The 13,992-nt window shown below is 58.5% G+C and carries 13 protein-coding genes; 4 read left to right on the top strand and 9 right to left on the bottom strand.

Translation table 11 applies throughout. The annotated features are described in order from the left end of the window. Positions 1–19: 19 nt before the first annotated feature. Positions 20–709 carry a YafY family protein gene (locus QBL02_RS03060; RefSeq protein ID WP_282724884.1) on the bottom strand — a complete coding sequence of 230 codons (690 nt, stop codon included), beginning with the start codon at positions 707–709 and terminating at the stop codon, positions 20–22. A gap of 80 nt (positions 710–789) precedes the next feature. Here QBL02_RS03060 and QBL02_RS03065 point away from each other — a divergent pair, with 80 nt between their 5' ends. After that, on the top strand, positions 790–1,584 hold the full coding sequence (locus QBL02_RS03065) for an alpha/beta fold hydrolase (RefSeq protein ID WP_282724885.1): 795 nt from the start codon (positions 790–792) through the stop codon (positions 1,582–1,584). A gap of 1 nt (position 1,585) precedes the next feature. Here QBL02_RS03065 and QBL02_RS03070 read toward each other — a convergent pair whose 3' ends face one another. Then, positions 1,586–3,049 (bottom strand): carboxypeptidase-like regulatory domain-containing protein, encoded by a 1,464-nt coding sequence (locus tag QBL02_RS03070; RefSeq protein ID WP_282724886.1) that lies wholly within the window; start codon positions 3,047–3,049, stop codon positions 1,586–1,588. 21 nt (positions 3,050–3,070) lie between these two features. After that, a complete protein-coding gene (locus QBL02_RS03075) occupies positions 3,071–3,916 on the bottom strand; it encodes an EamA family transporter (protein ID WP_282724887.1) in 846 nt (281 codons plus the stop codon). A gap of 40 nt (positions 3,917–3,956) precedes the next feature. Here QBL02_RS03075 and QBL02_RS03080 point away from each other — a divergent pair, with 40 nt between their 5' ends. Beyond that, complete coding sequence (locus QBL02_RS03080; protein ID WP_282724888.1) at positions 3,957–4,454, top strand: MarR family transcriptional regulator; 498 nt, start codon at positions 3,957–3,959, stop codon at positions 4,452–4,454. A gap of 347 nt (positions 4,455–4,801) precedes the next feature. On the opposite strand, the gene QBL02_RS03085 is transcribed toward QBL02_RS03080, so the two are convergent. Continuing rightward, positions 4,802–5,269, bottom strand: coding sequence for a RidA family protein (locus QBL02_RS03085; RefSeq protein ID WP_282724889.1), 468 nt, complete (start codon positions 5,267–5,269; stop codon positions 4,802–4,804). A gap of 3 nt (positions 5,270–5,272) precedes the next feature. Next, a complete protein-coding gene (locus QBL02_RS03090; RefSeq protein WP_282724890.1) occupies positions 5,273–5,458 on the bottom strand; it encodes a DUF4177 domain-containing protein in 186 nt (61 codons plus the stop codon). Between the two features lie 133 nt (positions 5,459–5,591). On the opposite strand from QBL02_RS03090, the gene QBL02_RS03095 reads away from it, so the two are divergent. Together QBL02_RS03095 and QBL02_RS03100 are read left to right on the top strand one after the other, a co-directional pair. Then, a complete protein-coding gene (locus QBL02_RS03095; protein WP_282724891.1) occupies positions 5,592–8,195 on the top strand; it encodes a transglycosylase domain-containing protein in 2,604 nt (867 codons plus the stop codon). After that, entirely contained in the window at positions 8,183–9,106 is a 924-nt protein-coding gene (locus QBL02_RS03100; RefSeq protein WP_282724892.1) for a metallophosphoesterase, read from the top strand. Before QBL02_RS03095 ends, QBL02_RS03100 begins: the two co-directional genes overlap by 13 nt. A 461-nt stretch (positions 9,107–9,567) precedes the next feature. On the opposite strand, the gene QBL02_RS03105 is transcribed toward QBL02_RS03100, so the two are convergent. The 4 genes from QBL02_RS03105 to QBL02_RS03120 all read right to left on the bottom strand — a co-directional run bounded on the left by QBL02_RS03105 (position 9,568) and on the right by QBL02_RS03120 (position 13,867). Further along, positions 9,568–10,623 (bottom strand): aspartate-semialdehyde dehydrogenase, encoded by a 1,056-nt coding sequence (locus QBL02_RS03105; RefSeq protein WP_282724893.1) that lies wholly within the window; start codon positions 10,621–10,623, stop codon positions 9,568–9,570. A 10-nt stretch (positions 10,624–10,633) separates the two neighbouring features. Beyond that, complete coding sequence (locus tag QBL02_RS03110) at positions 10,634–11,905, bottom strand: aspartate kinase (protein WP_282724894.1); 1,272 nt, start codon at positions 11,903–11,905, stop codon at positions 10,634–10,636. A 202-nt stretch (positions 11,906–12,107) separates the two neighbouring features. After that, positions 12,108–12,716 (bottom strand): recombination mediator RecR, encoded by a 609-nt coding sequence (recR, locus tag QBL02_RS03115; RefSeq protein ID WP_282724895.1) that lies wholly within the window; start codon positions 12,714–12,716, stop codon positions 12,108–12,110. A gap of 80 nt (positions 12,717–12,796) precedes the next feature. After that, a complete protein-coding gene (locus QBL02_RS03120; protein ID WP_282724896.1) occupies positions 12,797–13,867 on the bottom strand; it encodes a hypothetical protein in 1,071 nt (356 codons plus the stop codon). Positions 13,868–13,992: the final 125 nt, after the last annotated feature.

Consider the following 13,992-nt stretch of genomic DNA (forward strand, 5'->3'; position numbering starts at 1 on the left):
TTTGGTAGCGCAGATCGATCTAGTTGCCCACGGTTCGCGCGCTCGCGGGTGGTTCGCCTATCTCAGCAACGCTGTGCCCGCTGCATGGCAGGCGTGTGACATTTGCGAGGGCGATCCTGCTTATTAGGAACCAACGCATCTCGTCGCGTAGGCGGCACCAGGCGATGAGGTACCAGCGGCCCTCGTTTGAGGCAAAAATCACGGGTTCGATGTCGCGTTGTGTTTCGTTTCCGGCAGCATCGACGTAGCGAATGCGCGCAACGTGTTGTTCGGTCATGGCTGTTTCGAGAGCCGATTTGGTGGCGCGGGAGGGCGCTTCTTCCGAGTTCACCCAGATGCGCGCAGCGAGTTGGTCGGCTTTGGTGCGAGTGCGCGGATCGAGCACATCAAGTATCTTTCGCACGCCTGAGGCTGCGAGGTCTGCGTATGGCGCATCTGCTGCGGCTGAAACCGCGGTGAGCAGCGCGACTGCTTGTTCTGGGCTCAGCGTGATGGGTGGCAAGTTTGAGCTTGCGGCCAAGCCGTAGCCACCTCCTGGCCCGGTACGTGACCAGATCGGTGCCCCGCTTCGTTCGAGCGCTTCGAGGTCGCGTTTGATGGTTCGTACTGAGACGCCAAATTCACGGGCCAGTCGGTCTGCGGTGATGCCGTTGATTCCGCTTCGCCGCAGCGACTCGGTGAGGGCATGCAGTCGTTCTGCTCGTTTCATGTTCTCAGCTTAAACAAAAGCCCTATTTGTGACATAAATAGTGACATACTGTTGCCCCATCGCAATGGGAGACTTCGAGTATGACTCAGCCAGAATCAACGCAAGCACAACAAGGTCTGCAAACAGAACAAGCTCCGCAAGCACAACAAGTTCAGCAGAATCCACATGCGACTATCTTCCTCATCGCCGGCCATTGGCTCGGTGCTTGGGCCTGGGATGAGGTGATCGCACAACCCGCGTTGGCTCACGCGCGCAAGGTACCGCTCACTTTGCCAGGGCTAGACCCGGCAGACCCCGATCGCGCGAGCCGCACCATTGAAGACCAGGCGAATCACATTGTGCGGGCGCTGCAAAGCCACGACGCTGCTGCTGGCCGACGCGTTGTCGCCGCACACAGTGGCGCGAACGCTCCAGTGAGCGTAGTGCTGAGCAGTCACCCTGAACTCATCGACCGAGTCATTTGGGTAGATAGCGGCCCGCTCGGTGATGGCGCGGTGTTCGCGCCGAACGCATCCGCTGACCTGGTCGAACTACCGCTGCCCTCGTTTGAAGAGTTGGGCGCCCAGGCAAGTCTTGCCGGTATCAGCACCGCTGCCCTCGATCTGTTTCGTCAGCGCGCGGTGCCAGAGCCCGGGCCGGTGGTGCGTGAGGCGGTGAAGGTTCAGGGCGATGCCGGTCGCAGCGTGCCAAGCACGTTCATTTGCTGCTCCATCACGGGCGAACAGATTCGCGCTCTTGCAAAAGCGGATCACCCAATGTTCAGCGAGGTCGCCAAACTGAGTGATGCCGAGTTTGTCGATCTGCCCACCGGACATTGGCCGATGTGGAGCAGGCCCGCAGCGCTCGCCGAGATTCTCAGCGAGCGCCTCGAATGATCTAGCCGCGCTTCGGAGTTCGTCGCTGCCAGAGAGCCCTAAGCGTCAATGCAGCGCCCGCTGCGAGCAGGCCGACCGAGAGCGCAGCGCCCGCGGTTGGCGCGTCACTTCCTGTGTTTGCGAGTGTCGACTTGTCAGGGTTTGGCTGCTCTGCATCTGGAGCTTTCGGGTCGATGATTCCTCCGGTGACTTGCACGGGTGCCGAACCGTCAAGGTGATTGTTGTCGCCTGAGTAGTCGAGGCTGTAGTTGCCTGGAGTCACTCCTGCTAGCTTGAACTCGCCTGTATCGTTCAGTGCAGCCGTGGCTACGGTTTTGCCGTCAGGGTTCACGAGCGCCACGCTTCCGGTAGGCGCGGTGCCGTGTTTCCCGACGACTCTGCCGGTGAGCGTATTGCTGGCGGCGCCTGTGCCCGCTGAGACTTCAATACTCGCCGCCGCTGGCAGCACCGTCAGCGTTGCTTCGCTGACGGCCTGTTCACCCGTGGTGTCTGTGTAGGTCGCCTGAACCACGTAGCTACCTGCGACGTGAGATGCTGGCGCCAGAGTGTACGAAGCGCGACGGTTCGAAACCGTTGCAGCTTCTAGAGCTTTGCCAGAGACAGCGAATACCACCTCGCCACCATCAGGCCCAAGATCGTCGGTGCTTGCTTCGAGCACAGCTTGAAGGCCGTATTCGATCTCAACGTCGAGAGCGCGCACTTCGCGTTCTATTGAGGTCGTTGGATCGTCAAACACCAGGCGCAACGCGAGTTGCCCTGAACGAGAGCCGCTGAACATGCCTTTCCATTTTGAGGGGTCGCTCAAGTGGGCAGGCTCAAGCGCGAGTTGGCTCACCCAATGCTCGTCGCCTTTCGTGTAGCCAAGGCCGATCGGCATGGCGGAGCTTTGGCGCGGGTTGGTGTCACTGTCGAAAACTGTCGTGACGCCAACGAAGTATTCAACGCCTGGCTCAAGTTGCGCGTCAAGATCAAAGCTCACCCATTTCAGTTGGGGATCTGCCGCCGAAGACAGCGGAATTTGCTGTGGCTCAGAAACTGCCAGCGGTTCTCCGCTCGGGTGTTTTCCGGTGGCATCCCAGTTGAATACGACTGCTCTCAAGCTGATTGCGGCATTTGCTTCGAAGAGGTTGTAGATCGGCAGCGAAAGCTCTTGTAGCTGCGTGTCAGTTTCGTTTGGCGCGCTGAGCAGGTTTCCATCGATGGTGTTGAACTGGCTGAAGCCTGCACCTGGGCTTGATTCAAAGGCCGTGCCGAATCCACTTGACGTTGAAATCTGCGTGTTGTCTTCGACGATGGTCAGCGCGGCGGCGGGTTCTGCTGAAAGTGTCGAGGCCCCGATGGTGATGGTCGCCACCAGCGCAGCGCAGCGTGCAGCTTTGAGCAGCGAAGCTGCCCTGGTTGTTGAAGTGGTTGAAGCCAAACGCAATTCTGCCCTCTCAGAAGCCTCACGAAGAATATATTTCACACAAGAGGCTACCTCAGCGGTCTACTTTCTTTTTTGCCCCACCAGCACACCAATGAGCACAATCACCGTTCCCGCGGCCTGTCGCAACCCGAAGTCCTCGCCGCCAAGCAACGTGCCAAGCAGCACACCAGATATCGGGTTCAGCAAACCCACCAACCCAACACTGCTTGCGGGCAAGTGTTTGAGCCCGGCGAACCAGGCCACGTACGCGAGCGCGGTAGCGATCAGTGTCACGTAGGCGAATCCCAAGAATGCGCTGGCATCGAGAGCCGGCGGCGCCCCCTCAATAACAATCGCAAACGGAGCAATAATGAGCGCGCCTCCGAGCAACTGCCAAGAGGTGACAGCGATCACAGACTCTTCACTCGACCAGCGTTTGGTGAGCGCGAAACCGAAGGCAGACATCAGCATCGCAGCGAGCGAGGCGACTACGCCTAGCGGGTTGACTGATCCCCCACCGTCGAATACCAATACGGTGACACCGATCAGCCCGAGCGCGGCACCGAGCAGTGATCGCGCGGCCGGTCGTTCGCCGAGCAGGGGCCACGCAACCAGCATCAGCACGCCGGCTGCCGCTGCCATGATGGTCGCAGCTACGCTCGATGGCAACAGTGTTGACGCGACATATACGAGCACAAAAAACGCACCGACGTTGAGCGTGCCGAGCACGAGAGACTTCCACCACCAAGACCCGTGGGGCAGCTTTCGAGCGATCAGCAGCAGCACCAGGCCAGCTGGCAGCGCTCGGATGAACGCGCCCCAGAGCGGCGCATCTACTGGCAAAAAGTGTTTGGTGACAAAATACGTCGACCCCCACGCGATTGGCGCGATCGCGGCAATCAACAACCAGCGAAATTTAGCTTCCATGGAAACTACCTTATCTTCCATGGAAGCTATAGTTGAATGCATGAGCGAAAACCTTGACGCTGTGAGCAGAATTCAGGCTGCCTGGCGACGCGAGCGCCCCGACGTCGACGTCGCACCACAGGGCGTCATCGGGCGACTGCACCGCCTCAGCGATTTCATCGCCACCGAACTCGGCACGGTGTTCGAAGCTCACGGCATCAGCCAGGGCGAATTCGATGTGCTCGCCTCGCTACGCCGGGCCGGAGCACCTTACGAGCGCACCCCAAGCGAACTTGCCGAACACACCATGGTCACGACGGGCGCGACCACCAAACGAATCGACCGCCTGGTTGATTCGGGCCTGATCGAACGCCGCGCCGCCGAGGGCGACGGACGGCGCAGGATAATCGCGCTCACCGCGAAGGGGCTTCGTGTGGTCGACGAAACCTTCACCGACCATATGAAAAATGAGCATCGCATTGTCGCCGAACTTTCGTCCGACGATCGAGCGCAACTCGAAGCCATTCTGATCAGATGGCTGGGCAGATTCGAAAGCTAACCAATACAGAAGGGCGTGGGATCACGATTGGTGATCCCACGCCCTTCTTATATGGTGTCGCAGGCCCCGCCCGTCTCGACGATCTCGATGAACGGAAGCTATTCGGCCCGATTAGTCGTCTGAGACTTCAAACACGAACTCGACCTCAACGGGACAAAGCCGTTCAAAGCGAGAACCATTTCTGGCTCTCGCACGGCTTCGTCCCGATCCGCTATGCGGAGCGGCCCGATTAGTCGTCTGAGACTTCAAACACGAACTCGACCTCAACGGGACAAAGCCGTTCAAAGCGAGAGCCATTTCTGGCTCTCGCACGGCTTCGTCCCGATCCGCTATGCGGAGCGGCCCGATTAGTCGTCAGAGACCTCAAACACGAACTCGACCTCAACGGGAGCATCAAGCGGCAGCACCGCTACACCCACGGCCGAGCGAACGTGAATTCCCATGTCGCCAAATACGCGACCGAGGAACACTGAAGCGCCGTTGGCAACGGCTGGCTGGCCGGTGAACGAAGGATCCGACGCAACAAACGCGGTCACCTTGAGCACCTGAGTGATCTTGTCGAGCGATCCGAGCACGCCGCGCGCTGCAGCCAAGCCGTTTAGCGCGCACTGACGTGCCAGCTCTTCAGCCTGCTCTGCGCTAACCTCAGCACCAACCTTGCCGGTTGCGGGCAGTGCACCGTCTGCGAATGGCAGCTGGCCGCTGGTGTAGACCAGGTTTCCGCGACGCAGTGCGGGCACGTATGCGGCTACTGGTGCGGCAACCTCGGGCACCTCGTAGCCGAGTTCGCGCAGGCGATCCTCAATAATCGACATGTATTAGGCCTTCCTCTTCAGATATGCAACATTGCCACCAGCGGGGCCCTCGATGATCTGTACGAGTTCCCAACCTTGGGCTCCCCAGTTATTCAAGATTGCCGCTTCATTGTGCAGCAGCAACGGAGTTACGAAGTATTCCCACTTCATTGTCTCTGCACTCCCGCCATTTTCAGCCGATTCACTCATCAGGCGCTCCTTCTTTTCTGGCATACAGCGAACGGCCAGATCCCTTTAAACAAGCCAAAGTCTGGTCACGAGAACATCTCATTCGCTACCTCAGCGTGCAAAATTCTCAGCCATGTCGCATACGCTTTATCTTATGGCTTCATCGTCTTCTACGCCGGGCAGCGGCGGCGGCAACGTTCGCACCGCAAAACCCCGCACCCCAAGTGGCGCAATTGGCGGCTTTTTTGGCGCAATCATTATGAGCGTGATCGCGGGTGTGCTTGTCACGGTCGCGGTTACCCCAGTTGTTGCAATCAGCGGTTACGCCGCGAGTTCTGCGATCAGTGTTTTCGAGAATCTGCCGGGGCACCTCGACCCGGGCCAGCTCGCTGAGCCTTCGTCGATCCTCGCGAAAGATGCCGAGGGCAATACCGTCAATCTCGCTGACTTCTTCGTGCAGAACCGCGAGATGGTCGGCTGGGATGGCATCTCTCAGTACGTGAAAGATGCAGCGGTCTCCACTGAGGATCCCCGTTTTTACACGCACAACGGTGTTGACGTGATGGGTCTTGGCCGTGCGGTGCTTGGCCAGCTCAAGGGCGGCGATGCCGGCGGTGCTTCGACCATCACCATGCAGTACGTTCGTAACGTGCTCGTGCAGCGCGCTGAGGCGATCATTGATCCTGAAGAGCGCGAGGCAGCTTACGAGGATGCAATGGAGCAGACCACCTCGCGTAAGCTGCAGGAGATTCGTTATGCCGTCAGTATCGAGAAGAAGTTCTCGAAAGATGAGATTCTGCTCGGCTACTTGAACATTGCCCTTTTCGGGCGCAATATTTACGGCATCGAGTCGGCTGCGCAGTCGTACTATTCGAAGTCGGCGAAGGACCTCACTCTTGCTGAGGCCGCGAGCCTCATCGCTATCGTGCAGTTCCCTTCGAACTTGAACCTCAGCGATCCCGACAATGTTCCTGCGAACCAGGTTCGTCGTGATTACGTGCTTAAGCGCATGCTTGATGCCAATCGAATCACTGAAGCACAGTACGACGAGGCTGTGGCCACCGATGTGACGCCGAAGCTTAGCTCTCGCCAGTCGGGTTGTGCTGTGGCCGAAACCAATTATGGTCTGGGTCACTTCTGCGACTACGTGCAGCGCTACATTGAGCTTGATCCAGCGTTCGGCAATACGCCTGAAGAGCGCCACTTCAACTTCTTGCGTGGCGGCTACCAGATCATGACCACGATCGATCTCTCGATGCAGGCGGCAACTGTTGCGACGCTTCGTGACGAGATTCCGCAGTTGATGGACGGCATCGATATTGGTGCTGCTGCTTCGACTGTTCAGCCCGGCACTGGGCGAGTGCTTATGATGGCGCAAAACCGACCGTTTAGCGCCGACCCTGAAGTGCTCGAATCTAATCCCGGTTTCACAAGTATTAACTACAACACCGACTACGAATACGGTGGATCGAGCGGCTTCCAGGTGGGCTCGACCATGAAGGTGTTCACCCTCGCCGAATGGTTGAGGGCTGGTAACTCGCTCTTTGACAGCGTGAACGGCAACGGTCGTACCGTGCAGCTCAGCTCGTTCAACGCCAGCTGCCTTGGCGGCGTGTATGGCGGCGGTCCGTGGACCTTCAAGAACGACGCGGGCGAAGCTCCTGGTAACACTACGGTGATGCAGGGCACAGCGCAGTCGCTCAACGGCGTGTTCGTGTCGATGCAGCAAAAGCTTGATCTTTGCGACACTGTGAAGCTTGCCGAGTCGCTTGGCGTGCACCGTGCTTTCGAGATGCCAGAAGACAGTGGCACTTCGAATGCTGGCACCCGTGACCTGACTATTGTGCCTTCGCTCGCATTCGCGGGTACTGACGAAATCGCACCGCTGTCGATGGCAGCAGCTAACGCGGCATTCGCAGCAAATGGTGTCTTCTGCACCCCTGTGCCGATCGACTCGATCACTGATGCTTCTGGCAATGAGGTCGCGTTCACCAAGAGCAAGTGTGGCGAGGCTATTTCGCCTGATGTTGCTGCCGGTGTGTTGTACGCACTTGAGGGTGTTGTGCGAAACGGAACCATGTCGCACGCCTCTTCGAATTACGGAGTTCCTCACTTCGGTAAGTCGGGTACTACTGACAGTGCGGTTGATCGTTGGAACGTTGGCGGCAGCACCGCCGCAGCTACCGCTGTGTGGACGGGCAATGTCAACGGCAAGGTTTCGCTGAACAGCACCTACCTCGGCCGACCGGAGCGTGCCATCTTTAACGCAGCAATGAATGCTGCGGATGCCCGTTACGGTGGCGAGGCCTTCCCAGACCCACCGAGCACCGCCACTACCCGGGTGATGGTGGGCGTGCCAGACGTAACCGGCCGTTCTTATGCTGAGGCGGAGCAGATGCTGACCGCTGCGGGCTTCGGTGTGGTCAACGGTGGCGAGGTTGACTCGCACATCGCGGCTGGTCTGGTGGCAAGCACCAACCCGAGTGGTGAGGCTAGCCGTGGCGCCGACATCACGGTCTACGTCAGTAACGGCAACATGAAGACCATTCCGAGTGGCCTCATTGGTGCGCAGGGCGGCCCTGCCCGATCTGCACTGGTGAATGCGGGCTTCCCGAATGTCGACATAGTGTGTTCGACGGCTGTGAATCCGACGCCGCCTAACTTGACCAGTTTGCCGGTTGAGTCGGTGACCCCGGGTGAGGGTTCGGCTGCGAACCCTGCGAACCAGGTAACCCTGGCGGTCAAGTGCACCCCGTAGCAAAGCTAGGCCGGGGGCTGTGTGTTGCAGCCCTCGGCGTTGCCGCCTGGTCGACGCTGGTGGAGCCGCGGCTCTTCACGCTGCGTCGGCACACGCTGCCAGTGTTGCCTGATGGCGCAGCACCTATGCGAGTGCTGCAGTTGAGTGATCTTCATTTGGCCCCTTGGCAGCGCCGCAAAATCAATTGGGTGCGTTCACTTGTTGAGCTGCGCCCTGATCTGGTCGTGCTGACGGGTGATCTGATGGGGCACCGGCTTTCGCGCGGGCCTCTGTTGCATGCGTTGCGACCGTTTGCTGAGGCCGGAATTCCCTGTGTGTTTGTGCACGGGTCAAATGATTACTACACGCCTCGGGCAAAAAACCCGTTCATTTATTTGAGCGCTCCGAGCCGCCTTGGCACTCGGGTGCCTGATATCGACAATGCGGCGCTTACTCGCGGCATGACTGATCTTGGTTTTGTTGACCTGAATAATCGGGCAGCTCGCATCTCGATTCGCGGCACCGAGGTTGAGTTTCTTGGTTTGAATGATCCGCATATTCGTTACGATGACGCAGCTGAGCTTGATGCTTCGTTGGCGAATCTTCCGTCGCTCGGCGATTCTGTGCCGCTGCGCGTTGGCGTGATTCATGCGCCCTATCAGCAGCCACTCGGCGAACTGCTTGACCGTGGCGCTGATGTGATTCTTGCTGGGCACACTCACGGCGGTCAGGTGCGCGTTCCCGGAGTCGGCGCGCTCACTTCGAATTGTGATCTACCCCCGACTCAGGCACGTGGTATGAGTGTTTGGTATGACGCAGATCGTGCAGCGTTCCTGAATGTGAGCGCCGGGCTCGGTGCCTCGATTTATGCGCCGGTGCGTTTTGCTTGCCGCCCAGAAGCGAGCCTGCTCACCTTCGAAGCGGCCCGCTGACTGCGATCCTCCCCCGCCCTGGCCCATCTGAGTATCTAACCAGACCTACCTGTTTCTCACCTCGCGACCACTCTAATTACCCCCCCCCCCCCCGTTTTAAGGGGACCACGAAGCATACTGTTTCCTTAACACAACCGCTCTGTGTCCACGATCAACGCACCGGCGAATCAAGCATTATGAACTGTTTCTTGGGGGAACCGTGGCCGTACCGGGATCCCACTCACGAAGAACCAGTCACAATCGATCCAGGCCAAATACCTTGGCCAGACCGGGAAATACGCGACCGTCACAAAAACGAGCACCTGGTATCTCGGCGCAGACGGATTCTGCCTCGCAGAAACACCACCAACGCCCTAAGCAGCAGTATCAAGCCCCTGCGAACCGGCACAAAACACACGAAGAGGGCCCGCGTTCATCTTTAAACAGTTCGATGAACGCGGGCCCTCTCGTTGTCACTCAGCTTAAAGCTGGCTGGCGACCACCTCAGCGATCTGAACAGCATTCAAAGCAGCGCCCTTGCGCAGGTTGTCATTCGAAATGAAGAAGGTCAGCCCACGGCCTGCTGGCGCGCTCTGATCTTCACGAATACGCCCCACAAACGAAGGGTCTTGGCCTGCAGCTTCAAGCGGAGTCGGAACATCGCTCAGCTGCACGCCCGGAGCTGCCGCCAGCACCTCACGGGCGCGATCCGCGCTAATCTCGTTCGAGAACTCAGCATTGATCGAGAGTGAGTGTCCGGTGAAGACGGGTACACGAACGCAAGTTCCTGAGACAAGCAGCTCTGGCAGTTCGAGAATCTTACGACTCTCGTTGCGCAGCTTCTTCTCTTCGTCGGTCTCACCCTGACCGTCTTCGACGATCGAACCAGCCAGTGGCAACACATCAAAGGCGATGGTCTTGGTGTAAACCTGCGGGGCCGGGAAGTTGATTGCAGATCCATCGTGCACCAGGTTCTCGATGCCACCCTGCTCAACCGCAGCGTTAATCTGGCCAGCCAGCTCGGCCGCACCAACCAGACCCGAACCAGACACTGCCTGGAAAGTGGTCACGATCATACGCTCAAGACCGGCTGCAGCGTCGAGCGCCTTCATGATTGGCATAGCAGCCATCGTGGTGCAGTTCGGGTTAGCGATGATGCCCTTGCGCGCTGCGATAACGCCGCTCATTGCGTCAGGGTTCACCTCGCTCACGATCAGCGGCACGTTGGGATCCATGCGCCATGCGCTTGAATTATCGATCACGATTGCGCCAGCATCAGCAAACTTCTGCGCGTACTGCTTCGAGGCAGCACCGCCTGCTGAGAATAGAGCGATATCGATGCCGCTTGGATCGGCACTATCGACGTCTTCTACAACAATTTCTTCGCCGCGAAACTCAATCTTGCTGCCTGCCGAACGCGCGCTTGAGAACAAACGCAGTGAAGCGATTGGAAAATCGCGCTCGTCGAGCAGACGACGCATAACTTTGCCAACCTGACCGGTGGCGCCAACAACTGCGAGGTTGATCTTGGTAGTCATCGAATATCTCCTAGCGACCGGTTCCTGCGTATACAACAGCTTCGTCGTCAGTGTCGAGACCGAAGGCGGTGTGCAGCACACGAACCGCATCCTCCATCACATCAGCACGGGTGACAACAGAAATGCGAATCTCACTGGTCGAGATCATCTCAATGTTGATTCCAGCGTCAAAGAGTGCGCGGAACAGCTGTGCCGAAACACCAGATGCATCACGCATGCCAGCGCCGACAACGGCGACCTTGGCGATCTGATCGTCGTACTGCAGACGGTCGTAGCCGATGTCTTCGCGAGCGCTTTCGAGTGCTTCAACAACCTTGCGGCCATCGCCCGAGGGCACGGTGAACGAGATATCGGTGCGATGATCTGCAGAAACGTTCTGCACAATCATGTCGATATTCGCATTGGTCTTTGCCACGATCTCGAAGATCTGCGCAGCCTTGCCCGGCACATCTGGCACGCCGCCAACTGTGACCTTCGCTTCGCTCTTCTCAAAGGCGATACCTGTGATGATTGGCTCTTCCACCTTTTCTCCCTTCGGGTGGCCCTTCTTCGGGTCGTAAACAATGGTGCCCTCTTCGTTTGAGAACGAAGAGCGAACGTGCAGTGCGACGCCGTGACGTCTCGCGTACTCCACAGCGCGCAGGTGCAGCACCTTCGCGCCAGAGGCAGCTAGCTCAAGCATCTCTTCCGAGGTGATCGAGTGGATCTTTCGCGCGCATGAGACCACACGCGGGTCAGTCGTGTACACACCATCAACATCGGTGTAGATTTCGCAAACATCAGCATCGAGCGCTGCGGCGAGCGCGACTGCCGTGGTGTCTGATCCACCGCGGCCAAGCGTGGTGATGTCACCGGTGCCACGGTTGAAGCCCTGGAACCCGGCGACGATTGCGACAGAGCCCTGATCGAGTGCCTCACGCACACGGCGCGGGGTAACGTCAACGATCTTCGCTGAGCCGTGCTCAGCGGTCGTAATCATGCCGGCCTGGCTACCGGTAAAGGAAAGGGCGTCCATGCCCATGCCTTTAATCGCCATTGCCAGCAAAGCCATCGAGATTCGTTCGCCTGCGGTGAGCAGCATGTCAAGCTCACGCGGCGCTGGAATCGGTGTCACCCCTGCTGCGAGGTCGAGCAACTCATCGGTGGTATCACCCATTGCGCTCACAACAACTACAACGTCATTGCCCGCGCGACGAGTCTCTACGATTCGTTTCGCGACGCGTTTGATGCTCTGGGCATCCGCGACCGATGAACCACCGAACTTCTGCACGATTAATGCCACGCGTGCCTCCTGGTATCAGCCCTGAATATATGCCAGCTCTCAGTCTATCGCGACACCATATGCCTCGGTTGTTCGCAGGCATATTACGCCGCGCTTGAGCGATCTATTTGAGAGGCACTTCGGCGATGCCGCATTCAGGCATTCGCCTTTCCGGGCTCGGCCATTTGGCGCTTGCGGGTGAGCGCGTTAGCGCGTTAGCGCGTTAGCTCATCTTGGTGCGGCCTTCGAAGGCGCGCCCAAGGGTCACTTCATCAGCAAACTCGAGGTCGCCGCCTACCGGTAGACCGGAGGCGAGCCGCGAGACAGGCACTTCAATAGCGGTGAGTAGCCGCGAAAGATACGCCGCGGTTGCTTCACCCTCAAGGTTTGGGTCAGTGGCGAGGATCACCTCGCGAACGGTCTCTTCACCGGGAGCAGGGGTCAAGCGGCGCATAAGCTGCGCGATGCTCAGATCGTCTGGACCAATGCCATCGATCGGGCTAATCGCGCCGCCCAGCACGTGGTAGAGCCCACGGAATTGGCGTGTTCGCTCAATCGCAACAACGTCTTTGGGTTCTTCAACGACGCAGATGAGGCCCTGGTCACGTCGCGGGTCACGACAAATCGAGCAGCGCTCTTGTTCGGTAATATTGCCGCACTGATCGCAGAAGTGCACTCGTTCGCGCACCTCGGTGAGCAGTGTCGCTAGATGCGAAACGTCAAAACTCTGTGTTTGCAGAATATGAAAAGCGATGCGCTGGGCTGACTTCGGCCCGATTCCGGGCAGCCTGCCGAACTCATCGATCAGATCTTGAACGATTCCGTCGTACATTGCGGCCACCTCTCACGCGCACCGACTTCGTGTCAGTGCATCCCCAACTCTAACGGGATGCACCGACACTGAAGCTCAGGTTAGCTACGCGTCGAGCGAAGTGCTGAACGCAGCAGGAGAGTTCCACCGAGCAGCAGCGCGCCAAGGGGCACGGCAATCAACGCTGGATCAAACGCAGTCGCACCCGTCGCGGGGAGCGGCTTCTTAGTGTCTGGCGTTGTCGGGGGAACCACTGGATTCACCGCCAGCGAAGTCGCGATGTGGTTGGTGTCACCGGCGTAGCTGAGTTGCCAGCTATCGTTTCCAGCGGTGACCCCGGGGAACGAGAACGATCCGTCTGTACCAATCTCAACGGACTGCACGGCTCCACTGGTCACGTTTTTCAGATCCAGCTGACCGCTTGGAATGGTGCCGTACTGAGCGGTCACACTACCTGAAAACTCGGCGCTCTTGGTGTCTAGCACTATTGCGGTCGGCGCTTTCAGCACAGTGAATAGCCCACCCGCAATGGCCGCGGTGGTGTCACCGGTTGCGGCTCGAGCCGGTACCGGCTGCTGAAAGGTACCCTCATACTCACCGGCGTCGAAGCTCGCCGCCGCCAACGAGACACTTGCGATGCCCTCTTCGAGGGAGTCAACCGAAAACACTTCCTCGCCGAGGACCAACAGGGGCCACCAGGACTCAGCCAGCATCGCTGATGTATCGCCGGTAATCTCCGCAGTCTGGCCATAGGTAATCGTCAGATTGAAGATCGGCGTGCTTCGGATGCGTTTGGTGATCGGGATGGTCAAAGCGTTTGACGTCCCAGCCGCGCTCACCACAGAAATCGTTATTACCGGTTCGGTTGTCGCGTCGTAAGGGTACAAAGGCAGCGTAATTTCCCCGTCCGAGACGACCTCAAAATTTCCCAGGGTGTAGTCGTTTGCTCTGATCTCGTAGACACCCGACAGGTTGCTGCCACGAAGGGTCAGCTCATTGAAGTAGCTATCGTAGACAATTTCTGGCGAGTAAGAGTGCAGCTCTGGCGCAACGGCCGCGGCACTTGGATCTTCAGCGAGTTCGGCCGTTGGCGGAGTGGCTGAAGGTTCTGGCCCAACTGCGAGGGCTGGCGCTGCACCGAGCGGCAGCATTAAGCCGACACTTAAAGCCAATAACCAATTCTTGTTCCTTTTTGACATGCTCGCCCGTTCCCCAAAATGCAAATATATTTCTTACATTTTGCGAAAAGATTGGGATCTGCCATCATCTTTTAGCGATCTCTCACAATTGCAGGCAT

This window comes from Leucobacter sp. UT-8R-CII-1-4 (genome assembly GCF_030010235.1).
Taxonomy (GTDB): domain Bacteria; phylum Actinomycetota; class Actinomycetes; order Actinomycetales; family Microbacteriaceae; genus Leucobacter.

Excerpts from the sequence above, each read along its gene's own strand:
- QBL02_RS03060 (WP_282724884.1), bottom strand. The coding sequence starts at position 709 with ATGAAACGAGCAGAACGACTGCATGCCCTCACCGAGTCGCTGCGGCGA.
- QBL02_RS03065 (WP_282724885.1), top strand. The coding sequence starts at position 790 with ATGACTCAGCCAGAATCAACGCAAGCACAACAAGGTCTGCAAACAGAA.
- QBL02_RS03075 (WP_282724887.1), bottom strand. The coding sequence starts at position 3,916 with ATGGAAGCTAAATTTCGCTGGTTGTTGATTGCCGCGATCGCGCCAATC.
- QBL02_RS03080 (WP_282724888.1), top strand. The coding sequence starts at position 3,957 with ATGAGCGAAAACCTTGACGCTGTGAGCAGAATTCAGGCTGCCTGGCGA.
- QBL02_RS03085 (WP_282724889.1), bottom strand. The coding sequence starts at position 5,269 with ATGTCGATTATTGAGGATCGCCTGCGCGAACTCGGCTACGAGGTGCCC.
- QBL02_RS03090 (WP_282724890.1), bottom strand. The coding sequence starts at position 5,458 with ATGAGTGAATCGGCTGAAAATGGCGGGAGTGCAGAGACAATGAAGTGG.
- QBL02_RS03095 (WP_282724891.1), top strand. The coding sequence starts at position 5,592 with ATGGCTTCATCGTCTTCTACGCCGGGCAGCGGCGGCGGCAACGTTCGC.
- QBL02_RS03105 (WP_282724893.1), bottom strand. The coding sequence starts at position 10,623 with ATGACTACCAAGATCAACCTCGCAGTTGTTGGCGCCACCGGTCAGGTT.
- recR (WP_282724895.1), bottom strand. The coding sequence starts at position 12,716 with ATGTACGACGGAATCGTTCAAGATCTGATCGATGAGTTCGGCAGGCTG.